This window comes from Streptomyces sp. NBC_00341 (assembly GCF_041435055.1).
In the GTDB taxonomy this organism is placed as follows: Bacteria; Actinomycetota; Actinomycetes; order Streptomycetales; family Streptomycetaceae; genus Streptomyces.
In genome coordinates, this window is record NZ_CP108002.1 from 6,345,993 (window position 1) to 6,369,244 (window position 23,252).

Genomic DNA, 23,252 nt, shown 5'->3' on the forward strand with positions numbered 1-23,252 from the left:
CCCAAGGTCGCCAGGACATCGGCCGACACCTCGCCGAAGGGTTCGGGGTCCACCGGAATTCCTGTGCTGGACCGGGATCCCGCTACGACGGCCGGGTAGCGCGCGAGCGAGGACGAGTTGCTCTCGATGAACTGGTCCAGGGCGCTGTGCAGACGCCGGGCATCCCGGGCGCCGAGCCTGGGCATGAGCTGCTCACGCGTACCGTCCCTGAACCTCAGCACAGGATGGCCACCTGCCTGGGCGGCTTCGGTGACGGTGACCAGCCCTCCGACAACGAACTCGGCCAAGTCGGCCGGCGTTGCCTCCGGGACCAGGCTCTGCTGCACGACCCGGAGGATGTCGATGCTTACCTGTGGGTACAGCGAGCACAGCACCGCCAGGCGGACCGCCCCCGGAGAGGCACGGTGCAGGTAGGCGTCCGTCAGGGAGCGGCCGCCGCGCGGGATCCCCTCGTCCTGTTCCACCTGTTCCACCAGCTGGTCAACGAGACCCTGTGCGGGCAGAAGTACGGCTTCGCAGCCTGCGGGATCCGAAAGCATGAGGGTGCGAGCCCAGCGGCCGATCGCATGGGGTGACAGCGAGTTCACGGGAACCGGCAGCCACTCACGGTCGGGGGTACCGGGAAAGGCATGGTTCATAAGGAGTGTGCTGACGAACCGCAACTGTGCGTTGGTCGCGCCGGGCGTCCCGGGCGAGACGACGCGGACGGCGGGAAAGCTCATCCCCGTCTGCCGCCAGATCTTCGACGGTAACGGGTTGAGGAGCACCGTGGGCACGGAGGCCGCCCACTTGCGGAGCTGGTTCCACTGCGAGCCGTCGCGCCATGCGGCCGACGCCCAGTCGGAGAAGACGAGGATGAGCCGTCGAGGCCGGGCGGATCTTCCACCGCCTTCTTCGAGGCGCTGACCCATGGGGCCGTGCAGGGTCGGTGTGTTCTCCATGAACCGGTCCGCGTAGAGCTCGCGTACCCGAAGGGTGCGGAACACGCCGGTGCGGGCCAGAAGGCGGACCAGTTCGTCAGCCGTTCCGGCCCACACCGCCATGGTGGGTGACCGGTCGATGACCACGGTCGCGTCGAACCAGCGCTCCGGTTCGTCGGAGAACACTGGGGCTAGTTCACCGACGCGCATGTAGTCGGCCACCGTCGCCGCAATGTCCAGCCGCTGTCTGCGGCCTCTCGGCCATGGTCGTTTCAGCGGTTTCAGAGCCCGGGCCAGCTCCCTGCCACGCGGGAGCGTGCTGTTCCGGGGCAGCGACACCTGGGTCGCTCCCGAGCTGGGCGTGCCGTCGTCCCAGGGCGTGTGCAGCGGGTTCCGTCGTGCTGCTTCATCCGCCTTCACCGGCTGTTTCGCGGGTGTGGCTCCGGCGGCCCGGTCCTCCTGCCGCTTGGCGGCGCCGGTCTGCGCTCCGTTGCCCGGCGAGGGGGCGTCGTCTTGAGCCGCGAGCCAGAGGATCTCGGCGATCGATACCGCGTCGAGGTCGCGGTCCAGGCCGAGCAATGAATCGACGACGGCGCCCAGCCGGTCAGCCCGGTCATGCACCGGACAGGTTTTTCATCAGCAGTCCGATGAGTCCGCTGCGCTCCGATTCATCCATCTTCGCCGGCCCGTTCAGCAGGTGGAGGGTGCCCAGCAGTTGATCGACAGCGACTGGTTCGCCGCCGCCCACCCTGCGCACGAAATCGTCGACGAGATCGGCGAGCGGACCCGATTCGGGAACGTCGAGCTGTAGGTGTCTGCGTACGACTTCGCGGACGAGCTCCGGTGTGGGGCGGGGCATCGTGTAGCGCAGGCACCGTCGCAGGAATGCTGCGGGCAACTCCTGTTCCCCGTTGCTTGTCATCACGATGAAGGGGAATTCGGTGCACTGCACGTGACCGTCGTACACGGGGTGCTTCGCGCCCTCGCCGGACATGCGCAGGTAGGCGACCTCCTGCCCTTCGCGGCGCAGTTCCTCGATGCGGAACTCTCCACGTTCCAGTACGTCGAGCAAGTCTCCGGGAAGATCCAGATCAGCTTTGTCGATCTCGTCGATGAGGAGTGCACGGGGCTGGTCCGACGGCAGCAGAGCCGTTCCCAGGGGCCCCAGGGTCATGAAGGCCGCGATGTCGTCGGTGCTGGGGTCCCTCTTGCCGGTACGCGTCCGCGTCCTCGCCTGCTGGAGTTGGTGGGCGTGGATGCGTCCGAGAGCGTCGTAGTGGTAGAGCGCGTCTCCGAGCGTGCTGCGTGAGGTTACATGCCAGCGCAGTACGGGGCCCAACGCGAGCTCCTTCGCGACCTGCTCGATCACGGTGGACTTACCTGTGCCCGGACTGCCCGTGATCAGCAGAGGGCGGCGCAGGGCGAGGGCGGCATTGACAGCGGCAACGAGCCCTTCGGGCGGCTCGAACAGTCCGGCCGACGACACGCGGGGAAAGGTCCTCCAGGGTGGAGGGGATGGCAAGCGGGACTGCTGGCGGACCACGCCGTCGCCTCGGTAGTACGGACTCCACGTCATAAGGCTTCCTTGATCGTGTTCTGGATAGAGGGGACGGTGGCCCTCACGAGTCGGCAGAACCTCAGCCACTCACGGTCGTCCCAGACCGCGCGGAGGTCAGCAAAGTGACCTGCGGGCTCGCCACGCCATCGCCGCTGGTAGGCATGGCCAAGCCCTTCCGGCATGGTCAACCACTGCGGCTCCAGACAGCTGTGCCGATCCACGGGGAACCCTTCCGCGCACTGTGGCCACAGCAGTACGGGGGTGTAAGAGAGCAGGATCTCCATCAGCTGGTCGTCGAGTCCGGCGTGATGCATCAGGCCGATGCCCCGCCGGTAGAGGCCATCTCGCAGCCGGCCCTGCAGCGGTGGCCGGTCGGCCGTGTCGGAGGCGTCCAGCCAGTCAACAGGCACTCCGGCGCAGGCAGCGATCTCCTCCCACCGGTCGTTCACCGCACCCTGGATTCGTCGCAGCAGGGGATCGGGGGTGAGCCGACGGCTCCAGTGCAGCACGACGTCGTACTGCACACCGAAGCGGAGGTCCTTGCCGGCCTCTTCCGGGTGCCACTCCAGCAGTACTCCGCTGGGCACGGCGACGTCGAGCCATCTCAGACGCCGCCCCAGCGCATCCGCATGGCCCTCGGCCCAGCCGGCCGCCTCCTCGATCGCCGCCTCCGCTCCTTCTTGGCCCACCGTGGGGCAACTGAAGTCCCGCCGGTCCAGCAGTTCCCCGTCCTGGAGCAGCCATGCGCTCACCTCTTCCGGCCAGCCGCCTGTCAACGAGGAGTCGAGGCTGACGGCAAGTCGCAGCTGTCGGTCCTCCCGGTCGTCGAGGGCCTTGGTCACGGCGTCGTTCAATTCCTGCTGGGCATCCACGGACCGTGCCCACGCCCGCAGTTCGGAGGAGGCCAGGTCCTTGCCGGAGGCCAGGCCGAGGCGCACCACGAACTCGGCGAGCGACGGTTTGCCATTGCTCCGGGTCACCGGGTGGTCGAAGACCAGTTGGTCCACGATCGCGACGTCGGTGAACTCGGTCAGAGAGGAGGGCAGGGCACGACGCTCCGAGACGAGCAGGACGCGCAGGGCCTGGCGCAGACGGGCCGTCGTCAGCTCGCTGCCGAGCCAGTCACGCAGGAACTCGACGGTTCGCACTGCGGTCAGCATGAAGCAGACGACCTCCTTGGCCCGGTCACGCGCTGGGGACGGGCGGAGTCCGTTGAGCACCTCCAGGATGTCGAGCGCGGACTTCACGTCGTGCGGCGCGCACAGGGTAGGCGCGGCGGCGGCAAGCACGCCGAACGCCTCGACAAGGTCTTCGAGCGCCAGCCGCCCGACGAGCCCGATGGACGCAGCGTTCTGGCCCCGCACATTGCGAGCGACCCAGAAACGTTCTGACGCGAACGGATCGCCGTCGTGCTGGGAGACCGTCACGTCCTGTCCGACGACGGAACCGCGCAGCGCCCTCTGCACGTCGTCCACCCCCAGCAGTGGGCCCGCTCCCGGAATGCCTTCACGTATCAGGCCGGCGAGCTCCCTGGAGAACGAGAGGTCGAACGCCGGCTGGTTGACCGACGAGGCCATGAGCAGGGCGAGCCTGCTGCGCCCGTTCCCGGCACCGCTGGTGAGGTCCTGTCCCGCGGGTACCGCCCCGGCGGCGTGGCAGGTGTCGACAATGCCGAGAACGCTGGGGATGTAGGACTTGTTCGCGGCGGCCGCGAGGAGTTCGCCCACGTTGACCGCTTGCTCGGTCGCGTCCTCCGCGGAGTCGTCTCCCATCAGGTACAGCGTGTTCGTGCTGCCGGGCACGAATCCGTGCCCCAGCAGAGCGAGGACAAGTGACGCCCGCCGGTCCTCGGCGTACCGGATCGCGTCGACGATCAGCTTCCGGATCGCGTCACTCGTCAGCCGCTCGTCGACGACCAACGAGGAGCGTCCGCCGGGGAGGCCCGGAGCACAGTCGCCCAGGTCGGGGTGGGAGAGCGCAGCGTGCAGGGAGGAAGCTGCCTCACTGAGGCGGGTGAGACGCTGCATCGATTCACACTGAGGTGCCACGACGAGTAGGTGGCGGGACCTCTTGCTCATGTGGCAGAACGGCGCTCTGCGGCCATGAGGGCTTCCGCGATCGGGCCCGCGACGGCAGCCTGGGCCAGGTACTTTCCGGCGGAGTGCACCCAGATTCCGTCCGAGTCGATGCGGCTGCTGTGGGGAATCACTCCGGAAGCGTTGGGCAGCACATCACGTTCGAGCAGGGGGCGGACGGCGATGATGTCGTCCTTGTCCCAGAAGTTCAGCCATCGTTCAACTCGATCGGGTGTGCGCGGGGGCTGCGGAACGAGCCTGGGCCGGACGACGGTGCGCATCGAAAGCGGCGATCCGAGGGTGACAAGGAGGGGGGTGACCGACTGGTGTTCGTGCAGTGCTTCCAGTGCGACAACGGTTCCGAGAGAGTGCGCGACCACCACTGCGGGGACGTCCCCAAGCGCCTCGTGCAGACGGTTTCGTACACGACTGTCTAGGGTCAGCCCCGAAGCGTCCTTCTCTCCGCGCGCCAGGTAGCGCGACACCTGGGTGAGGCCCTTGACCATCAGCTTGGGAGCCACCCGTCGTGTGACTCCGCCCCACGGCTTGAGCGCCATGAGAGTGGTCGTCACGTTCAGCGCCCTTCGCAGCACGGCCAGGCTGCCCTGGGCCTGGCCGGACGTGTCGGCCTCGGCGCGTGCGTGGGCAAGAATCCTCGCCCGGTGCTGCCAGTCGCGGTCGTCCGGACCTTCGATCGCGGAGTGCTCGGCCGCGTGCCCGGCGACCAGTTCGACGAGGAGGTCGGCGAGGACCTCGCTCGCCTCCCCGTCGGCACGGGCCTCGCCGCTGCCCTGGGCCTCGGGGGGTGAGTAGAGGTCGGCGTAGTAGGCCAATGAGCAGAGGCCCGCATCCGTGGCAGTCAGCCGCTCGGCAAACGCCGTGTGCCCGGCTGCTCGCATCCCGTTGGCCAAGGAGGATGTCCACATGGCCAGTTCACTCCCGGTCTCCCGGAGCCCGCCTATGCCGTGTACGAAAACCAACCGCGGCACCACTCGAACCTCCCCCCGTGCGTCATTCGCTCCGAGGCTACCAACCGGCAAGTCGGCAAGTCGGCAAGTCGGCCGAAGCCGATGGCCGGGCTCAGGACAGCCAGTGGGCCGTCCTTCCGCAGCTGCGTGCGCTGAGACAGTGCGCTGATTCGTCATGCCTAGGTTCCGGGTTGCCCCGAAGGCCTGATCGTCGGTCAGGCCTGGTTCATGACCATGTGAGGGTCGCAGCACTCCAAGTGAGGTTGACAGCATCGCCGTTGAGGAGTGTGTCTGCGAATGCGGTGACCTGCCGGACGACGTCCGTGAAGCGTCCGGGGTAGCTCGTCGCGGCGGTGCCTTGCCGGCGGCGCCAGGCGGTGTAGGAGGTCTGCCGGCGCTTGCCGAGGTCGGTGATGGTGGTACTGAGGGGTTTCAGAGTGATGCCGCGGTGTGTGGCGGTGGCGGTCAGCGCTGTGGTGAGTTCTTGGCCGTCCAGGTCGTTGAGGGTGAGTAGGCGGTAGAGGTCACCGTAGTCGCGGTCGCGGGTGTTGAGGTCGCCCAGTGAGATGGCGGTGGAGAGTTTTTCGGCGATGACGGTGGCGAGTGGGTAGCCGAGGAGCTGAAAGCTGTCCGTCGTGAGTTGCTGCGGATAGTCGATGATCCGGGGGCCTGGGGTGACGGGGTCGCCGAAGCTGATATCCAGTTGGAGCTTGAGTCGTGCTCGGGCGATGAAGGCGACCATGGACAGGCGTAGGCCGTGGTACTCGTCCTCCTCACGAATGGGGACGGTCTTGAGTGTCGTGGTATCGAATACGACGCCGTCGTCGCTCTCGGTGGCGGCGATGGCCGCGATTCTGTGGATGATCTCTGTTTCTGTGCCTGGGAAAGATCGACCGAGGATGTCGACGTCCCGGGTCATTCGACGTGCGCCGAACTGGGCGAGCAGCAGGCCACCTTTGAGGACGAAGTGCTCCCGGCCCAGGGACGATGAGGCCAGGCGGTAGAGGAACCGTTCGAGGATGTACTCGACCATGACCTCGTCCGTGGACCGGCTGTTGCGGCGCGCCAGGTTGCGCAGGTCGTTGTAGACGCGGCCGGCGGTGGTGTCGCGGGTGGGGTTGGCCATCAGGCGAGCACCGCCTCTACGGCAGGGCGGACGATGGAGAGGGCGTCCAACTCGCTTGCGATGTGCTGGAGTTCGCCAACCCCGCCGCGCCCGCTTCGGCGCAGGTAGCGGCCGAGCGCGGACAGGGCGAGGGTTTCGCCGAGGCGGCTGCGGTGGCGCATGGCGTCGACGACGCTGCGAGCTGCGTTGTACATGGGGATGGTTTCTCCCGGGGCTGCTTCGAACCCTTCGATACCGAGGTCGAAGGTCTTTGCGGCGTACTGCGCCACCACGGTCGGCGGGTAGGAAATCGTCGGGCGGCGTGAACCGCGCGGCACGGCGATGTGTACTGCTGCGGGGATGTCGTCGATCAGTTCATGCAGGGCCAGGGCGGATTCACCGCACACGACGGCGCGATGGGCCCGTGCGCACACGGCCAGCAAATCCGCGTGCGCCGTTTCCGGAGCGTCTGCCCGCCGGTACACCCCACGGGACAGTTCGTCTATCTCCCCCGCCGTGACCAAGTGCGCCAGATCGCGAGGGGAGAGCAGGGCCTGTCGCGCCTGCGCCGTCGTGAATGTGGGGGAGAGGCCGGCCAGCCGCTGCTCCAGGCGCGAGTTTTCCGCAGCGTTCATGTATCGAATGGTACCCCTTGGGTGAGAGTGGGGGGATGATTTGATACATCAGCCGGTGGGTGAGCGGCACATCCGGCGTTGATCACGTGCCGCGAAACCGTAGGTCAAAAGCCCCTTCCAAGGGGATATCCCAGGGACTTTTCAGGGACTTTCACGTCTGTCTTGAGGGACTTTCCGCCGCGTAGGCAGGGAAGGTCCTGACGGCACCGAAAGACACGAACGTGCTGGTCAGGACCCATCCGATCAGCACTCGATGATGTTCACCGCGAGCCCGCCCCGGGCCGTCTCCTTGTACTTGACGGACATGTCCGCGCCCGTCTCCTTCATGGTCTTGATGACCTTGTCGAGGGAGACCTTGTGGCTGCCGTCGCCGCGCAGGGCCATCTTCGCGGCCGTGACGGCCTTGACCGCCGCCATGCCGTTGCGCTCGATGCACGGGATCTGGACGAGGCCGCCGACCGGGTCGCAGGTCAGGCCCAGGTTGTGCTCCATGCCGATCTCGGCGGCGTTCTCCACCTGCTCGGGGGTGCCGCCCAGGACCTCGGCGAGGGCGCCCGCGGCCATGGAGCAGGCGGAGCCCACCTCGCCCTGGCAGCCGACCTCGGCGCCGGAGATGGAGGCGTTCTCCTTGAAGAGCATGCCGATCGCGCCGGCGGCCAGCAGGAAGCGGACGACGCTGTCGTCCTTCTCCGCCTCTGTGGCGCCGCCCGCCGCGAAGTTCATGTAGTAGTGCAGCACCGCCGGGATGATGCCCGCGGCGCCGTTCGTCGGGGCGGTGACGACGCGGCCGCCGGCGGCGTTCTCCTCGTTGACCGCCATCGCGTAGAGGGTGATCCACTCCATCGCGTGGGTCTGCGGGTCGCCCTCCGCGCGCAGCTGGCGGGCGGTGTTCGCGGCGCGGCGGCGGACCTTGAGGCCGCCGGGCAGGATGCCCTCGCGGGACATGCCGCGGGAGACGCATGCCTGCATGGAGCGCCAGATGTCCAGCAGACCGGCGCGGATCTCGTCCTCCGTGCGCCAGGCCCGCTCGTTCTCCAGCATCAGGGAGGAGATCGACAGACCGGTGTCCTGGGCGAGGCGCAGCAGCTCGTCGCCGGTGCGGAAGGGGTGCTTCAGCACGGTGTCGTCGAGGACGATCCGGTCCTCGCCCACCGCGTCCTCGTCGACGACGAAACCGCCGCCGACCGAGTAGTACGTCTTCTCCAGCAGCGGGGCGCCGTCGCGGTCGTACGCGAAGACGGTCATGCCGTTGGCGTGGTACGGCAGCCTCTTGCGGCGGTGCAGGACCAGCTGCTTGTCGGCGTCGAAGTCGATCTCGTGCATGCCGAGGAGGTTGAGCCGGCCGGTGGAGCGGATCTCGGTGACCCGGTCGTCGGCCGTCTCGACGTCGACGGTGCGGGGGGACTCGCCCTCCAGGCCGAGCAGCACGGCCTTGGGCGTGCCGTGGCCGTGGCCGGTGGCGCCGAGCGAGCCGAACAGCTCGGCGCGTATCGAGGCGGTGTGGGCGAGCAGGCCCTCGTTCTTCAGCCGGCGCGCGAACATGCGGGCCGCGCGCATCGGGCCGACCGTATGGGAGCTGGACGGGCCGATGCCGATCGAGAACAGGTCGAAGACCGAGATGGCCACGGGTGACTCCTCAAAGCGCTGGTAGACGCCGTTGTCTGCCGGGTGGTGCGGTACGGGCCGGGTCGGCCCGAAGAGCGGGGGCAAGAGCGGGGGGCAAGGGATGGGGCACCCCGCTCACCTTTCAGTGTGCGTGGTGCCCCGCCCCGATGTGCAAATGTGCAGGTCCGGACTACAGGCCGGGGTACAGCGGGAACTTCTCGGCGAGCGCGACGACGCGTGCCTTCAGGTCGTCCGCGTCGTAGGACGGCTTCAGGGCGGACGCGATGATCTCCGCGACCTCGGTGAAGTCCGCCGCCTGGAAACCGCGGGTGGCCAGCGCCGGCGTGCCGATCCGCAGGCCCGAGGTGACCATCGGCGGTCGCGGGTCGTTCGGGATGGCGTTCCGGTTGACCGTGATGCCCAGCTCGTGGAGCCGGTCCTCGGCCTGCTGGCCGTCCAGCTCGGAGTTGCGCAGGTCCACCAGGACCAGGTGCACGTCCGTGCCGCCGGACAGCACGGAGACGCCGACCTCGGTGACGTCCGGCTGCACCAGACGCTCGGCGAGGATGCGGGCGCCGTCCAGGGTGCGCTGCTGGCGCTCCTTGAACTCCTCGCCCGCCGCGACCTTGAACGAGACCGCCTTGGCCGCGATCACGTGCTCCAGCGGGCCGCCCTGCTGACCGGGGAAGACCGCCGAGTTGATCTTCTTGGCGAGCTCCTGGGTGGAGAGGATCACGCCGCCGCGCGGACCGCCGAGGGTCTTGTGCGTGGTGGTCGTGACGACGTGGGCGTGCGGCACCGGGTTGGGGTGCAGGCCCGCGGCGACCAGACCGGCGAAGTGCGCCATGTCGACCATCAGGTACGCGCCGACCTCGTCCGCGACGCGGCGGAAGGCGGCGAAGTCCAGCTGGCGGGGGTAGGCGGACCAGCCGGCGACGATCAGCTTCGGCTTGGACTCCTTGGCGAGGCGCTCGACCTCGGCCATGTCCACGACACCGGTCTCGTCCACGTGGTACGGGACCACGTTGTAGAGCTTCCCGGAGAAGTTGATCTTCATGCCGTGGGTCAGGTGACCGCCGTGCGCCAGGTTCAGGCCCATGATCGTGTCGCCCGGCTTCAGCAGCGCGAACATCGCGGCGGCGTTGGCCTGTGCGCCGGAGTGCGGCTGCACGTTCGCGGCCTCGGCCCCGAAGAGCGCCTTGACGCGGTCGATGGCGATCTGCTCGATCACATCGACGTGCTCACAGCCACCGTAGTAGCGGCGGCCGGGGTAGCCCTCGGCGTACTTGTTGGTCAGGACGGAGCCCTGGGCCTCCATGACCGCGACCGGAGCGAAGTTCTCCGAGGCGATCATTTCGAGGGTGGACTGCTGACGGTGGAGCTCGGCGTCGACAGCGGCGGCGACGTCCGGGTCCAGCTCGTGGAGGGAGGAGTTGAGAAGCGACATCAGGTGGTCCCTTGGGGTCTTTAGTTGCCGGAGAACGCGGTGTACTCGTCGGCGGAGAGCAGATCGGCCGGCTCCTCCGTGACGCGCACCTTGAACAGCCAGCCGCCTTCGAACGGTGCGGAGTTCACCAGCGAGGGGTCCTCCACGACGTCCTGGTTCGCGGCCGTGACCTCGCCGGTCACCGGCGAGTACAGGTCGCTGACCGACTTGGTCGACTCCAGCTCGCCGCAGGTCTCGCCCGCGGTCACCGTGTCACCGACCTCCGGGAGCTGGGCGAAGACGACGTCACCGAGCGCGTTGGCCGCGTGCTCCGTGATGCCGACCGTGGCCACGCCGTCCTCGACGGCCGACAGCCACTCGTGCTCCTTGCTGTACCGCAGCTGCTGGGGGTTGCTCATGACCTGAATTCTCCTGTACGCGGGGGAGTGCTGATGAACGATGGTCTTACGGTGTGAGACGCGACTGCGTCACTTCTGGACGCGGGCGGCCGTTACTTCCGGCGCTTGTAGAACGGCAGCGCCACGACCTCGTACGGCTCGTGGCTGCCCCGGATGTCCACCGCGACGCCCTCGGTGCCGGGCGTGGCGTGCGCGGCGTCGACGTACGCCATGGCGATCGGCTTGCCGAGGGTGGGCGACGGGGCGCCGGAGGTGACCTCGCCGATGACCTGGCCGCCGGCGACGACGGGGAATCCGGCGCGCGGCACCCGGCGGCCCTCCGCGACCAGGCCGACGAGCTTGCGGGGCGGGGCGGTCTCGGCGCGCTCCGCGGCGGACTCCAGGGCCTTGCGGCCGACGAAGTCGCCCTCCTTCTCGAACTTCACGACCCGGCCGAGACCGGCGTCGAACGGAGTGAGGGAGGTGGTCAGCTCGTGCCCGTACAGCGGCATGCCCGCCTCCAGGCGCAGCGTGTCGCGGCAGGACAGCCCGCACGGGATCAGGCCGCGGGAGGCGCCGGCCTCGGTCAGCGCCCGCCACAGCTGCTCGGCGTGGCCGGGGGCGACGAACAGCTCGAAGCCGTCCTCGCCGGTGTAGCCGGTACGGGCGATCAGCGCGGGGACCCCGGCGACCGTGCCGGGCAGCCCGGCGTAGTACTTCAGCCCGTCCAGGTCCGCGTCGGTGACGGCGGCCAGGATGGCGGGGGACTCCGGCCCCTGGACGGCCAGCAGCGCGTACGCGTCGCGGTCGTCGCGCACCTCGGCGTCGAAGCCCCCGGCGCGGGCGGTCAGCGCGTCCAGCACGATCTGCGCGTTGCCCGCGTTGGCGACCACCAGATATTCGGGGGCCTCGGTCTCTTCCAGCCGGTACACGATCAGGTCGTCCAGGATGCCGCCGTCCTCGGCGCAGATCATCGTGTAGCGGGCCCGGCCCACCGAGACGGTGCCGATGTTGCCGACCAGTGCGAAGTTCAGCAGGTCCACGGCGGCCGGACCGGTGACGGTGATCTCGCCCATGTGGGAGAGGTCGAAGAGGCCGGCCTTCGTACGCACGGCGATGTGCTCGTCGCGCTCACTGGCGTACCGCAGGGGCATGTCCCAGCCCGCGAAGTCGGTCATGGTCGCGCCGAGCGAACGGTGCAGGGCATCGAGGGCGGTGAGACGGGGGGCGGTGCTCATGGATATGGCTCCCAGGGCATGACGACGAGGACGATCCCTCCCCATCTGTCATCGGAACCTGAGAGGTTCGCCGAGAGGCCCCTGAGGGGTTCGGCTTGCACCTTGGGTGGAGCCGCGGGGCGACTCGCTTTTCAGATCTGCCTCATCCACGCGGTACGGGGCCTGAGAGATTCAAGGGAGGATCTTGCTCCTTCGGCGCCCGGCCGGTGGCCGGAACTCTCCCGCGCGGATTCAAGCGGCCTTTATGCAGTTGGCCGGGTCATCATCGCACGCATCTGCGGTCAGTGGGGCGCCGGTACCCCACCGGATCCGGCGGGTCGCGCGCTTGTGCCGCATTACCTTTTCTTTACACTTCTTGGCAGGTGTGGGTCGGCCGACAGGGGGATGGCGATGACGTTGCAGCGGTACGCGACGACCGCGGGGGCCGCGCACGGCGCACTGCCCGCACAGCCGGGCGCGCCGGCCCGGGAGGCGTGCGGCCCGCGCGGACCCGTCGTCCGGGACCTGCGCGACCGGGCCGGGCACAGCCCGCGCGCCCTGCACTTCGTGGCCGGCGATGTGGTGGTGGTCTCCGGACTGCCGGGCAGCGGCAAATCGACCCTGATCGGGCGGACCGTGTCCGCCCACGTCATCGACTCCCAGGACACCAGGGACCGCTGGGCCGCCCTGCTGCCGCGTTCAGTCCCCTACGCCCTCTACCGCCCGCTCGTCCGCGTCGCCCACTACTGGGGGCTGTGGCGGGTGCTGCGCTCCGGCGTCTCCGTCGTCGTCCACGACTGCGGTACCCAGTCCTGGGTGCGCGGCTGGCTGGCGCGCGACGCCCGGCGGCGCGGCCGCGTCCTGCACCTCGTCCTGCTCGACGTCAGCCCGCAGACGGCGCGGGCCGGGCAGGTCGAGCGGGGGCGCGGCGTCTCCGGATACGCGTTCGCCCGGCACCGCAGGGCGCTGCGGAGGCTGCTGCGGGACACCGAGACGGGACTGCTGCCGCTCGGCTGCGTATCGGCGGTCCTGCTGGACCGCGAGGCGGCGGCGCTGCTGACCCGGATCACCTTCGCGGACGAAAGGCCCTAACCTCTTGCTGCACGAGACGGGGGCGAGAAAGGTAACGCAGTGGACACTCCGGCGCACGACCCCATCCACCCGCAGGGCGGATGGCCGGCCAATGAGCTAGAAGAAGTGCTGGGCGCCTCGCTCGGCAGCCCGGAGGCGGGCGGCCGGCTCGTGGAGGTGCTCGGGCGCAGCCACCTCTGGGTGCCCCTGCCCAACGGCGGCGGGCCGGACTCCACCGACCTGGACCTGCCCACGCTGGAGATCGACGGCGGGGTGTACGTCCCCGTGTTCAGCTCCGAGCAGCAGTTCCTCAGCTGTGTCGGCACCCATATGTCCTTCACCGTGGCGCCCGCCGTCGAGTTCGCCCGGGGACTGCCCCCGCAGCTCGGCCTGGCGGTGAATCCGGGCGGCGCCGTCGGCATGCCGCTCCCGCCGCCCGCCGTGGCCGAACTCTGCCGGGCCGGACGCAGTGTGCTCGACGGACCGGCCAGCGGTGGCCGGGTCCGGCTCTACGAGCCGGACTGGAAGGAGGAGCCCGTCGACTTCCTCGCCGCCGCCGCCGACGAGTTCGCCCGGAGCGGTGTCGTGCTCAGCGCCCGCAGGACCCTCGCCAGCATCGAGGGCGGCGACCCCGTCCTCTTCGTCGGCGTCGAGTTCTCGACCTGGGACGGCGCGGGGCGCAACGCCCCCATGGACGCGCTGGGCCTGGCGCTCGGCCGCGTCGAGCCGCCGTGGCCGGTCAACCTGGTCCTGCTCGACGTGGCGCAGGACCCGGTCGCCGACTGGATGCGTGCGCGGATCCGGCCGTTCTTCCAGCGCCCCGCCGAGTAGCGCGGCCCGGCCGCACCGGGGGGTGACGGCGGCGGACCATGGCGTCAAGTCGGTGTCATGACCGGCGCCTAAGCTGGTTTGATGGCTGGTGCCTCGGCACCGCGCCGCACCCGTGTGCCCCGGGAGCGGCAGGCCGACACAGTGGATCGAAGAGGGGCGGGACCAGGGTGAGTGCGTCAGGCACCGCGGCGGCCGGGCGGGTCGAGAACATGCTGCGCCAAGTGACGCCCGGTCGCTACGACGCGTACGAGGCTCTGCTCCAGGCCCTGGCGGCCGACCGGATCTGGATGCTGCTCTGGCACGGCCGGTCCGGTTCGCCCGACGCCCAGTACGGCAACATGGAGGTCGAGGGCCTCGGCTACGCCCCCTGTGTCACCTCCGCCCAGGAGCTGGCCGCCAGCGGCTGGCACCGGGCCCACGAGGTGGTGGGCGGCCGCGACATCGCCCGCGCGCTGTTCCCCGACCGCTGGGGCATCTGGCTCAATCCGCACGCCCCGGGCGGCGGCGTGGGCATCCCCTGGCTCGACCTCCGCCGGATCGCCACCGGCCTCGACCGGATGCCCGCCGGTCCGCTGCGGATCAGCGACCCCGCCCTAGAGACCCCGCAGTTCTACGCCCAGCTGACGCAGAACGCCCACCACACCCCGGCGGTCCGCTCGCTGCGCCGCGCCTGGGTGCAGCCCGCGCTCGGGGCGCCGTATCTCGCCATCGGACTCGATCTGTACGACACGGGCCAGCCTTCCGTCGACGCGGTGCGCGCGATGATGCAGCAGTCGATCGGCGCGGTCCCGGAGGGGCTGCCGGTCTCCACCGTCGCCATGTCCGACGAGTACGACCCCGTCGCGATGTGGCTGCGGGCCAACTCCCGTCCGTTCTACGACCGCGAGTCGCACGCCCCGGCCGGCCGCAGTGGCGTCGTCGCTCCCGGTTACGGCTACCCGCAGGCACCCGGACCGGCTCCGCACACCTACTAGTGCGCCCGCCGGAGCGGACAAAGGTATCTCCGGCGGACAAGGTGACCCTCCCGGTCACCCAAATCGCCACGCAATAACGCCTGTTGGGCGGCATGTCCGTTCTGGTGGATTAGCGGGCGAGTGGTCCGCTCACTCGATCCACCTGTCCGGATAACGGAAGCTCACTGACCGCATCACGTTTGAGCAAACATTCCCCGTCAGGTCTGGCGGGTGATCGCAACTGCGTTGAAGACTCCCGGCTAGTGGGGATCGTCGGCCCTTTGTACGAGGTTGCCCCGGCGGACATTCCGCAGACGCATTTCCGCACCCAGTACCGCACCGAGCACCGCATCGAGTTTCCGCACAGAGTTCCGCACCGTTTTCGCACCGAGACGCCAGAAGCCGCGTGAACACGCGCGGCCCACAAGCGCCAGGCCGTTACCGCGGCGAGCAAGGGCCGGCCACCGCCGGCGGGAGGGGTCAAAGGCACTGTGACCGCACCGATCGAGACCACCGGATCGGCTGCCGAGGCTCAGCCGGAGGCAGTACTCACGGGAGTCAAGCAGAGCCAGATCGAAGGCCGTTCGCTCGGGCAGATCGCCTGGTCGCGCTTCAAGCGCGACAAGGTGGCCGTCGCCGGCGGCATCGTTGTCATCCTGCTGGTCCTGCTCGCCGTCCTCTCCAAGCCGATCCAGGCCGTCTTCGGTCTGGACCCCAACGAGTTCCACCAGGACCTCATCGACCCCGCGCTGCTGGCGCCCAAGGGCGACTGGGGCGGCATCAGCTGGAGCCATCCGCTCGGCGTCGAACCGCAGTACGGGCGCGACATCCTGTCCCGGATCATCGAGGGCTCCTGGGTCTCCCTCGTCGTCGCCGTCGGCGCCACCCTGCTCTCCGTGGTGATCGGCGTCTTCTTCGGCGTGGTCTCCGGGTTCTACGGCGGCTGGGTCGACACGGTCATCAGCCGCATGATGGACACCTTCCTGGCCTTCCCGCTGCTGCTGTTCGCGATCTCCATCTCGGCGGCGCTGCAGGACGGTGCGTTCGGTCTTGAAGGGCTGCCGCTGCGGCTCGCGGTACTGATCTTCGTGATCGGCTTCTTCAGCTGGCCGTACATGGGCCGTATCGTCCGGGCCCAGACGATGAGCCTGCGCAACCGCGAATTCGTCGAGGCGGCCCGCTCGTTGGGGGCCCGCGGCCCCTTCATCCTCTTCCGGGAGCTGCTGCCGAACCTGGTGGCGCCCATCCTGGTCTACTCCACGCTGCTGATCCCTTCGAACATCCTCTTCGAGGCGGGTCTCAGCTACCTCGGGGTCGGTATCGCCCCGCCGCAGGCCTCCTGGGGCGGGATGCTCACGAACGCGATCGACTTCTACCAGAACGACCCGATGTACATGATCGTGCCAGGCGTGGCCATCTTCATCACGGTCCTGGCGTTCAACCTGCTGGGAGACGGGCTGCGTGATGCCCTCGACCCCCGTAGCAAATAGGTCCCAAGGGCGCTCGTCACAATGACGTGCGACATGCCATGGCAACCATCGATTGAGGGGAATTTCCTCAGGTGAAGACCAGTAAAACGACAGCGGTGGTTGCCACGGCTGTGGTCCTGATGCTGGGCGCGTCCGCGTGCAGCGGCTCCGACGACGACAACGGCGGCGGCGGGGGCGGCAAGGGCTCCGGCGCCACCGACGCCGCGCTGACGTCGGTCGTCAACAAGTCGGACAAGAAGGGCGGGACCGTCAAGATCGAGCTCTCCGACGAGCCCGACTCCCTCGACCCCGGCAACACGTATTACGGCTGGGTGCAGAACCTCTCCCGCCTGTACGGCCGCACCCTGACATCGTTCAAGCCGGCTGCGGGCAAGGACGGCCTGGAGGTCGTCCCGGACCTCGCGGAGGGCCTCGGCAAGGCGAGCGCGGACGCCAAGACCTGGACGTACACGCTGAAGAAGGGTCTCAAGTTCGAGGACGGGACCCCGATCACCTCGAAGGACGTCAAGTACGCCGTCGAGCGCTCCAACTTCGCGCCGGAGGCCCTGTCCAACGGCCCGACGTACTTCAAGGCGCACCTCGCGGGCGGCGACAAGTACAAGGGCCCGTACAAGGACAAGAGCGCGGGCGGCATCTCCTCCATCGAGACGCCGGACGACACCACGATCGTCTTCAAGCTGAAGGACCCCTTCGCGGACTTCGACTACCTGGCGACCTTCTCGCAGACGGCCCCCGTGCCGGCGTCGAAGGACAAGGGTGCCGACTACGTGAAGCACATCGTGTCCTCGGGCCCGTACAAGTTCGAGTCGTACGACGAGGGCCGCGGCGCGACCCTCGTGCGCAACTCCAACTGGGACCCGAAGACCGACCCGAACCGTCCGGCCCTGCCGGACAAGGTGACGATCCGCTTCAAGGTGAAGCAGGAGACGGTCGACAACAACCTGATCTCCGACAACATCACCGTTGACGGCGGCGGCACCGGTGTCGCTCCGGCCACCCAGCCGGACGTGATCACCAAGCCCGACCTGAAGAAGCAGACGGACAACTCGTACGCGGGCGCCACCTCGTACATCGGTCTGAACGTCAACGTGGCCCCGTTCGACAACATCCACTGCCGCAAGGCCGTCCAGTGGGGCCTCGACAAGGCGTCGGTCCAGATTGCCCAGGGTGGCGACCCCAAGGGTGACGTCGCGACGACCCTGCTGCCGCCGACCGTCAACGGCTACAGCAAGTTCGACCTGTACGAGTCCGCCGGCCACAAGGGCGACGAGGCCAAGGCCAAGGACGAGCTGAAGCAGTGCGGCAAGCCGAAGGGCTTCGACACCAAGATCTCGGCCCGCTCCGACCGCCCCGCCGAGATGTCCATGGTCACCGCGGTGCAGGCCTCGCTCAAGAAGATCGGCATCAACGCCGAGATCAAGAGCTTCCCGGCCGGTAAGTACTTCTCGAACTTCGCGGGCAACCCGAGCTACGTGCACGCGAACAAGCTCGGCATGATCATGAGCGCCTGGGGTGCCGACTGGCCGACCGGCTTCGGCTTCCTGGACCAGATCATCAACGGCTCGGCCATCAAGCCGTCCGGTGGCAACAACGTCCAGGAACTGAACGACCCGAAGATCAACAAGCTGCTCAACGAGGGCATCGCCAACACCGACACCGCCGCCCGTGAGAAGGCGTGGGGCGACGTCGACAAGGCCGTGGCCGAAGGCGCGACCGCCGTGCCGCTGATCTACCGCAAGAACCTGCTGCTCCGGCCGAAGTCCGCGACCAACGTCACGGTCACCCAGGCCTACCTCGGCATGTACGACTACGTGCTGATGGGTTCCGCCAAGTAGGTACGGCCCCGCTCCCCGGGCCGCGCGCACACGGCGCGGCCCGGGGAGCGGCCCCCCGGGCCCCCAGAAATGTCCTGAAAGGCAGGTGAAGGCACGGTGTCCGACCGCACGGGTCACCCCCGGCAGACAGATACCGGCGCCGGATAGCTGTGGCTGCGTACATCATCCGACGCGTCTTCGGCGCGGTACTGCTGCTGTTGATCGTCAGCGCAGTCACCTTCGCGATCTTCTTCCTCGTCCCCCGGCTCGCCGGGCAGACGATGGACCAACTGGCGGCCCAGTACGTGGGCAAGGACGCCAATCCGCAGTCCATCCTCGCGGTCAAACAGAACCTCGGCCTCGACCAGCCGCTGTACGAGCAGTTCTGGCACTTCATCAAGCAGATCTTCGTCGGCGCGGACTACACGTTCGGCCCCGAGGTCTCGCACTGCGGTGCCCCCTGCTTCGGCTTCTCCTTCAAGAACCACGTCGAGGTCTGGCCCGAGCTGACCGCACGTATCCCGGTCACCTTCTCGCTGGCCATCGGTGCCGCGGTGATCTGGCTGATCAGCGGTGTGGCGATCGGTGTCGTCTCCGCGCTCAAGCGGGGTTCGCTCCTCGACCGCTTCTTCATGGCCGTCGCCCTCGCCGGTGTCTCGCTGCCGATCTTCTTCACCGGCATGCTCGCGCTCGGCGTGTTCACCGTGCAGTGGCCCGTCTGGGAGAACATCACCTACGTCCCGTTCACGGACAATCCGCTGGAATGGGCCTGGAACCTGCTGATCCCATGGTGCTCGCTGGCCTTCCTCTACTCCGCGCTCTACGCCCGCATCACCAGAGCCGGGATGCTGGAGACCATGGGTGAGGACTACATCCGTACGGCCCGCGCCAAGGGTCTGAAGGAGAACGTGATCATCGGGAAGCACGGTCTGCGGGCCGCGCTCACCCCGATCGTCACCATCTTCGGCATGGACTTCGGCCTGCTGGTCGGCGGCGCGGTCATCACCGAGCAGGTGTTCTCGTTCCAGGGCCTCGGCTTCTACGCCATCGACGGGGTCCGGGGCAACGACCTGCCCATCGTGATGGGCGTGACGCTCATCGCGGCCTTCTTCATCGTCGTCTGCAATCTGCTGGTGGACCTGGTGTACGCCGCCATCGACCCCAGGGTGAGGTACTCGTGACCGAGGTTTCCAAGTCACAGACAGCGGCGGCCGGCAAGCCCGCCGCCGCGCGGGCCGCCGACGAGGCCTTCCTCTCCGTACGGGACCTGCGCATCCACTTCAAGACGGACGACGGCCTGGTCAAGTCGGTCGACGGCGTCAGCTTCGACGTGAAGCCCGGACAGACCCTCGGCATCGTGGGCGAGTCCGGCTCGGGCAAGTCCGTCACCTCGCTCGGCGTGATGGGCCTGCACCGCACGGCCCCCAACGCCCGTATCTCCGGCGAGGTCTGGCTGGACGGCGAGGAGCTGATCGGCGCGTCCGACGACCGGGTGCGCGCCCTGCGCGGCCGCAAGATGGCCATGATCTTCCAGGATCCGCTCTCCGCGATGCACCCGTACTTCACGGTCGGCGGGCAGATCGTCGAGGCGTACCGGGTCCACAACAAGGTCAGCAAGAAGATCGCGCGCACCCGCGCCATCGAGATGCTCGACCGGGTCGGCATCCCCGAGCCGCACAAGCGGGTCGACTCCCACCCGCACGAGTTCTCCGGCGGTATGCGCCAGCGCGCCATGATCGCGATGGCCCTGGTCAACAACCCGGAACTGCTCATCGCGGACGAGCCGACCACCGCCCTGGACGTCACCGTCCAGGCGCAGATCCTGGACCTGATCCGGGACCTGCAGAAGGAGTTCGGCTCCGCCGTCATCATGATCACCCATGACCTCGGGGTGGTCGCGGAGATGGCCGACGAGCTCCTGGTGATGTACGGCGGCCGGTGCATCGAGCGCGGTTCGGCGGAGAAGGTCTTCTACGAGCCCCAGCACCCGTACACCTGGGGTCTGCTCACCTCGATGCCGCGCATCGACCGTGAGGAGACCGACCGGCTGATCCCCGTCAAGGGCCAGCCGCCGTCGCTGATCAACGTCCCGGACGGCTGTGCGTTCAACCCGCGCTGCCCGTACGCGGACATCCCCAAGGACGACGTCACCCGCACGACGCGCCCCGAGCTGGAGCAGGTCGGTGACGGACACTTCGCCGCCTGCCACATGGCACCGGAGGAGCGGTCCCGGATCTGGACCGAACAGATTGCGCCGAAGCTGTGAGCGATCCGAGTGATGTGAGCGACGTGAGTGACGTGAGCGAGAAGAAGAATTCCCCGGTGCTGGAGAAGGACGTGACGATCCCCGAGCAGGCCACCGACTCGCGCGAGCCGTTGCTCAGGGTCGAGGGCCTGGTCAAGCACTTCCCGATCCGCAAGGGACTGCTCGGCCGGCAGGTCGCCGCGGTCAAGGCCGTCGACGGCATCGGCTTCGAGGTGTTCCCGGGGGAGACCCTGGGCGTCGTGGGCGAGTCCGGCTGCGGCAAGTCGACGATGGGCCGGCTGATCACCCGGCTGATCGAACCGACCGGCGGCAAGGTCGAGTTCGAGGGCCGCGACATCACGCACCTGTCCATGGGCAAGATGCGGCCGATGCGGCGCGACGTCCAGATGATCTTCCAGGACCCGTACTCCTCGCTGAACCCGCGGCACACGATCGGCACGATCGTCAGCGCGCCGTTCAAGCTGCAGGGCGTCGAGCCCGAGGGCGGTCTCAAGAAGCACGTGCAGGAGCTCTTGTCGCTGGTCGGGCTCAGCCCCGAGCACTACAACCGCTACCCGCACGAGTTCTCCGGCGGGCAGCGCCAGCGCATCGGCATCGCCCGCGCGCTCGCCCTGCGCCCGAAGCTCGTCGTCGCCGACGAACCGGTCTCCGCGCTGGACGTGTCGATCCAGGCGCAGGTGGTCAACCTGCTCGACGACCTCCAGGACGAGCTGGGCCTCACGTACGTGATCATCGCGCACGACCTGTCGGTCATCCGCCATGTCTCGGACCGGATCGCGGTCATGTACCTGGGCAAGATCGTCGAGCTGGCGGACCGCAAGTCGCTGTACTCGGCACCGATGCACCCGTACACCAAGGCCCTGATGTCCGCGGTGCCGGTGCCGGACCCCCGTCGGCGCGGGGTGAAGAGCGAGCGCATCCTGCTCAAGGGCGATGTGCCCTCACCGATCTCGCCGCCCAGCGGCTGCCGGTTCCACACCCGGTGCTGGAAGGCGACGGAGATCTGCAAGACGCAGGAACCGCCGCTGATCGCGCTCAAGACCGGCCACCAGGTCGCCTGCCACCACCCGGAGAACGCCCCGGACCAGGCGCCCGGAGAGCAGCCTGCCGTGGCCCGGGAAACGGTCGAACTGATCACGCCGGCCAAGCCGGACAGCTCCGCGGAGAAGCCGTCCAAGACCCTCACCGAACCCACCGAGGGGGACGCCGCAACACCCTCGGAGACGGCGGAGGACAGCCCCAAGGAGTAGGACCGGCACAATTGCCCGGTGCTCAACGAACTGTTCACGCCCACCGTCCAGCATGCGCTCGACATCGTCGGGATCTTCGTCTTCGCGATCTCCGGCGCTCTGCTCGCCGTACGCAAGAACTTCGATGTCTTCGGCATCGCGGTACTCGCTGAGGTCACCGCGCTGGGCGGGGGGCTGTTCCGTGACATGATCATCGGCGCGGTGCCGCCGGCCGCCTTCACGGACCTCGGGTACTTCACCACCCCGCTGCTCGCCGCCGGTCTGGTCTTCTTCCTGCATCCGCACGTCGAACGGATCCAGGTCGGCATCAACGTCTTCGACGCGGCCGGGCTCGGCCTCTTCTGCGTCACCGGGACGGTCAAGGCGTACGACTACGGCCTCGGCCTGACCGCCTCGGCGGCGCTCGGGCTGGCCACCGCGGTCGGCGGCGGTGTGCTGCGGGACGTGCTCGCCAACGAGGTTCCCTCGCTGCTGCGCTGGGACCGCGACCTGTACGCGGTGCCCGCGATCGTGGGGGCCGCGATGATCGTGCTCTGCATCCGCTTCGACGCGCTCAACGCCTTCACCAGCGGGGCCGCGGTGATCACGGCGTTCGTGCTGCGGCTGCTGGCGCTGCGCTACCACTGGCGGGCCCCGCGCGCCTACAACCGCCGCTCGGCCACGGCCGATGAGGGATAGCGCGGGGTGTCCGGCGTCTCACCATCCGGAAAAAGCTACCGCTCAGTAATACAATCGGTGTACCGTGCGTTTCATGGCACAGGCAGCAACGCAGGCGGCAGAGGCCGCGCAGGCGACCATCGGCGACAGCGAGTTCGACCGGGACACCGCCGTCACCCTCCGCGAGGAAGGCGTCTACGACGCCGAGCTCTCCGCCGGCTGGACGATCATCCGCGCCGTCAACGGCGGCTACCTGCTCGCGCTGCTCGGCCGCGCCCTCGGCGAGGCCCTCCCGCACCCGGACCCCCTCTCGGTCTCCGCGCACTACCTCACCGCGTCCGTCCCCGGGCCCGCGGTGATCCGCACCCAGGTCGTCCGGACCGGCCGCACCCTCTCCACCGGCGAGGCCTCCCTCTTCCAGTACGCGGACGACGGCACCGAGGTCGAACGCATCCGGGTCCTCGCCACCTACTGCGACCTGGACGCCCTGAGCGACGAGATCCGCACCACGGCGAAGGCGCCCGCCATCCCGCCCCGCGAACACTGCCTGGGCCCGAGCGACGGACCGGCCCCGATCCCCGGCAGCTCGGCCATCACCGAGCGGCTCGACATCAAGCTGGACCCGGCGACGATCGGCTGGGCCGTGGGGCAGCCGTCCGGCAAGGGCGAGATGCGAGGCTGGTTCGGGCTCGCGGACGGCCGCGACGCCGACCCGCTCTCGCTGCTGCTCACCGTCGACGCGCTGCCGCCGACCTCGTTCGAGCTGGGGCTCAAGGGCTGGACCCCGACCATCGAACTCACCACCCACATCCGCTGCCGCCCGGCCCCCGGCCCGCTCCGCGTCTCCATCACCACCCGCAACCTCGCGGGTGGCTTCCTGGAGGAGGACGCCGAGGTGTGGGACAGCGCCGACCGGCTGGTCGCCCAGTCCCGCCAGCTCGCCAAGGCCCCGCGCGGCTGACCCGGACGCCAAGGCGCCCGCACCGCCCGCCGCGCGCACGGCACGCGGCGGG

General features: G+C 68.7%; 19 protein-coding genes, 1 pseudogene and 1 riboswitch. Of the genes and pseudogenes, 10 read left to right on the forward strand and 10 right to left on the reverse strand.

All coding sequences use genetic code 11. The features are described from left to right. Positions 1-128: 128 nt before the first annotated feature. The 10 genes and pseudogenes from OG892_RS28695 to gcvT all read right to left on the reverse strand — a co-directional run. Positions 129-1,541, reverse strand: a pseudogene (locus OG892_RS28695) (SAV_2336 N-terminal domain-related protein); the annotation flags it as partial. Next, positions 1,534-2,496 (reverse strand): MoxR family ATPase, encoded by a 963-nt coding sequence (locus OG892_RS28700; RefSeq protein WP_073738624.1) that lies wholly within the window; start codon positions 2,494-2,496, stop codon positions 1,534-1,536. The pseudogene OG892_RS28695 and the gene OG892_RS28700, both read right to left, overlap by 8 nt. Beyond that, complete coding sequence (locus OG892_RS28705) at positions 2,493-4,505, reverse strand: hypothetical protein (RefSeq protein ID WP_371630652.1); 2,013 nt, start codon at positions 4,503-4,505, stop codon at positions 2,493-2,495. The genes OG892_RS28700 and OG892_RS28705 overlap by 4 nt, the downstream gene beginning before the upstream one ends. Before the next feature lie 47 nt (positions 4,506-4,552). Beyond that, positions 4,553-5,479, reverse strand: a complete 927-nt coding sequence (locus tag OG892_RS28710; RefSeq protein WP_242436875.1) for an alpha/beta hydrolase — start codon at positions 5,477-5,479, stop codon at positions 4,553-4,555. 268 nt (positions 5,480-5,747) lie between these two features. Next, positions 5,748-6,647 carry a nucleotidyl transferase AbiEii/AbiGii toxin family protein gene (locus tag OG892_RS28715; protein WP_073738627.1) on the reverse strand — a complete coding sequence of 300 codons (900 nt, stop codon included), beginning with the start codon at positions 6,645-6,647 and terminating at the stop codon, positions 5,748-5,750. Next, positions 6,647-7,261 carry a type IV toxin-antitoxin system AbiEi family antitoxin domain-containing protein gene (locus OG892_RS28720; RefSeq protein ID WP_371630653.1) on the reverse strand — a complete coding sequence of 205 codons (615 nt, stop codon included), beginning with the start codon at positions 7,259-7,261 and terminating at the stop codon, positions 6,647-6,649. Before OG892_RS28720 ends, OG892_RS28715 begins: the two co-directional genes overlap by 1 nt. A gap of 243 nt (positions 7,262-7,504) precedes the next feature. Beyond that, entirely contained in the window at positions 7,505-8,887 is a 1,383-nt protein-coding gene (locus OG892_RS28725) for an L-serine ammonia-lyase (RefSeq protein ID WP_328865327.1), read from the reverse strand. Between the two features lie 169 nt (positions 8,888-9,056). Beyond that, a complete protein-coding gene (glyA, locus tag OG892_RS28730; protein WP_371630654.1) occupies positions 9,057-10,313 on the reverse strand; it encodes a serine hydroxymethyltransferase in 1,257 nt (418 codons plus the stop codon). Positions 10,314-10,333: 20 nt separating this feature from the next. Beyond that, complete coding sequence (gene gcvH, locus OG892_RS28735) at positions 10,334-10,711, reverse strand: glycine cleavage system protein GcvH (RefSeq protein ID WP_073738631.1); 378 nt, start codon at positions 10,709-10,711, stop codon at positions 10,334-10,336. 92 nt (positions 10,712-10,803) lie between these two features. Next, positions 10,804-11,928, reverse strand: coding sequence for a glycine cleavage system aminomethyltransferase GcvT (gene gcvT, locus OG892_RS28740; RefSeq protein WP_328695518.1), 1,125 nt, complete (start codon positions 11,926-11,928; stop codon positions 10,804-10,806). Positions 11,929-12,069: 141 nt separating this feature from the next. Further along, positions 12,070-12,162, reverse strand: a riboswitch (glycine riboswitch). Positions 12,163-12,318: 156 nt separating this feature from the next. On the opposite strand from gcvT, the gene OG892_RS28745 reads away from it, so the two are divergent. The 10 genes from OG892_RS28745 to OG892_RS28790 all read left to right on the forward strand — a co-directional run bounded on the left by OG892_RS28745 (position 12,319) and on the right by OG892_RS28790 (position 23,200). Further along, the gene (locus OG892_RS28745) at positions 12,319-12,999 is read left to right on the forward strand and encodes an AAA family ATPase (protein ID WP_073738756.1); all 681 of its coding nucleotides are present in this window, start codon (positions 12,319-12,321) and stop codon (positions 12,997-12,999) included. Between the two features lie 39 nt (positions 13,000-13,038). Further along, the gene (locus OG892_RS28750; protein ID WP_371630655.1) at positions 13,039-13,809 is read left to right on the forward strand and encodes an enhanced serine sensitivity protein SseB; all 771 of its coding nucleotides are present in this window, start codon (positions 13,039-13,041) and stop codon (positions 13,807-13,809) included. 167 nt (positions 13,810-13,976) lie between these two features. Further along, positions 13,977-14,783 (forward strand): enhanced serine sensitivity protein SseB C-terminal domain-containing protein, encoded by an 807-nt coding sequence (locus tag OG892_RS28755; protein ID WP_073738634.1) that lies wholly within the window; start codon positions 13,977-13,979, stop codon positions 14,781-14,783. Between the two features lie 470 nt (positions 14,784-15,253). Then, a complete protein-coding gene (locus tag OG892_RS28760) occupies positions 15,254-16,252 on the forward strand; it encodes an ABC transporter permease (protein ID WP_328865326.1) in 999 nt (332 codons plus the stop codon). A gap of 119 nt (positions 16,253-16,371) precedes the next feature. Then, positions 16,372-18,087: an ABC transporter substrate-binding protein gene (locus OG892_RS28765; RefSeq protein ID WP_371631707.1), complete on the forward strand. Its 1,716-nt coding sequence runs from the start codon at positions 16,372-16,374 to the stop codon at positions 18,085-18,087. A 149-nt stretch (positions 18,088-18,236) separates the two neighbouring features. Then, complete coding sequence (locus tag OG892_RS28770; RefSeq protein ID WP_073738637.1) at positions 18,237-19,247, forward strand: ABC transporter permease; 1,011 nt, start codon at positions 18,237-18,239, stop codon at positions 19,245-19,247. Further along, on the forward strand, positions 19,244-20,332 hold the full coding sequence (locus OG892_RS28775) for an ABC transporter ATP-binding protein (protein WP_371630656.1): 1,089 nt from the start codon (positions 19,244-19,246) through the stop codon (positions 20,330-20,332). The genes OG892_RS28770 and OG892_RS28775 overlap by 4 nt, the downstream gene beginning before the upstream one ends. 59 nt (positions 20,333-20,391) lie before the next feature. Continuing rightward, positions 20,392-21,582, forward strand: coding sequence for an ABC transporter ATP-binding protein (locus tag OG892_RS28780; protein ID WP_371631708.1), 1,191 nt, complete (start codon positions 20,392-20,394; stop codon positions 21,580-21,582). An 18-nt stretch (positions 21,583-21,600) separates the two neighbouring features. Beyond that, entirely contained in the window at positions 21,601-22,260 is a 660-nt protein-coding gene (locus tag OG892_RS28785) for a trimeric intracellular cation channel family protein (RefSeq protein ID WP_371630657.1), read from the forward strand. A gap of 73 nt (positions 22,261-22,333) precedes the next feature. After that, positions 22,334-23,200, forward strand: coding sequence for a thioesterase family protein (locus OG892_RS28790; protein WP_073738757.1), 867 nt, complete (start codon positions 22,334-22,336; stop codon positions 23,198-23,200). Positions 23,201-23,252: the final 52 nt, after the last annotated feature.

Excerpts from the sequence above, each read along its gene's own strand:
- OG892_RS28705 (WP_371630652.1), bottom strand. The coding sequence starts at position 4,505 with ATGCAGCGTCTCACCCGCCTCAGTGAGGCAGCTTCCTCCCTGCACGCT.
- OG892_RS28790 (WP_073738757.1), top strand. The coding sequence starts at position 22,334 with ATGGCACAGGCAGCAACGCAGGCGGCAGAGGCCGCGCAGGCGACCATC.
- OG892_RS28710 (WP_242436875.1), bottom strand. The coding sequence starts at position 5,479 with ATGTGGACATCCTCCTTGGCCAACGGGATGCGAGCAGCCGGGCACACG.
- OG892_RS28715 (WP_073738627.1), bottom strand. The coding sequence starts at position 6,647 with ATGGCCAACCCCACCCGCGACACCACCGCCGGCCGCGTCTACAACGAC.
- OG892_RS28745 (WP_073738756.1), top strand. The coding sequence starts at position 12,319 with ATGACGTTGCAGCGGTACGCGACGACCGCGGGGGCCGCGCACGGCGCA.
- gcvT (WP_328695518.1), bottom strand. The coding sequence starts at position 11,928 with ATGAGCACCGCCCCCCGTCTCACCGCCCTCGATGCCCTGCACCGTTCG.
- OG892_RS28720 (WP_371630653.1), bottom strand. The coding sequence starts at position 7,261 with ATGAACGCTGCGGAAAACTCGCGCCTGGAGCAGCGGCTGGCCGGCCTC.
- OG892_RS28765 (WP_371631707.1), top strand. The coding sequence starts at position 16,372 with ATGCTGGGCGCGTCCGCGTGCAGCGGCTCCGACGACGACAACGGCGGC.
- glyA (WP_371630654.1), bottom strand. The coding sequence starts at position 10,313 with ATGTCGCTTCTCAACTCCTCCCTCCACGAGCTGGACCCGGACGTCGCC.
- OG892_RS28700 (WP_073738624.1), bottom strand. The coding sequence starts at position 2,496 with ATGACGTGGAGTCCGTACTACCGAGGCGACGGCGTGGTCCGCCAGCAG.
- gcvH (WP_073738631.1), bottom strand. The coding sequence starts at position 10,711 with ATGAGCAACCCCCAGCAGCTGCGGTACAGCAAGGAGCACGAGTGGCTG.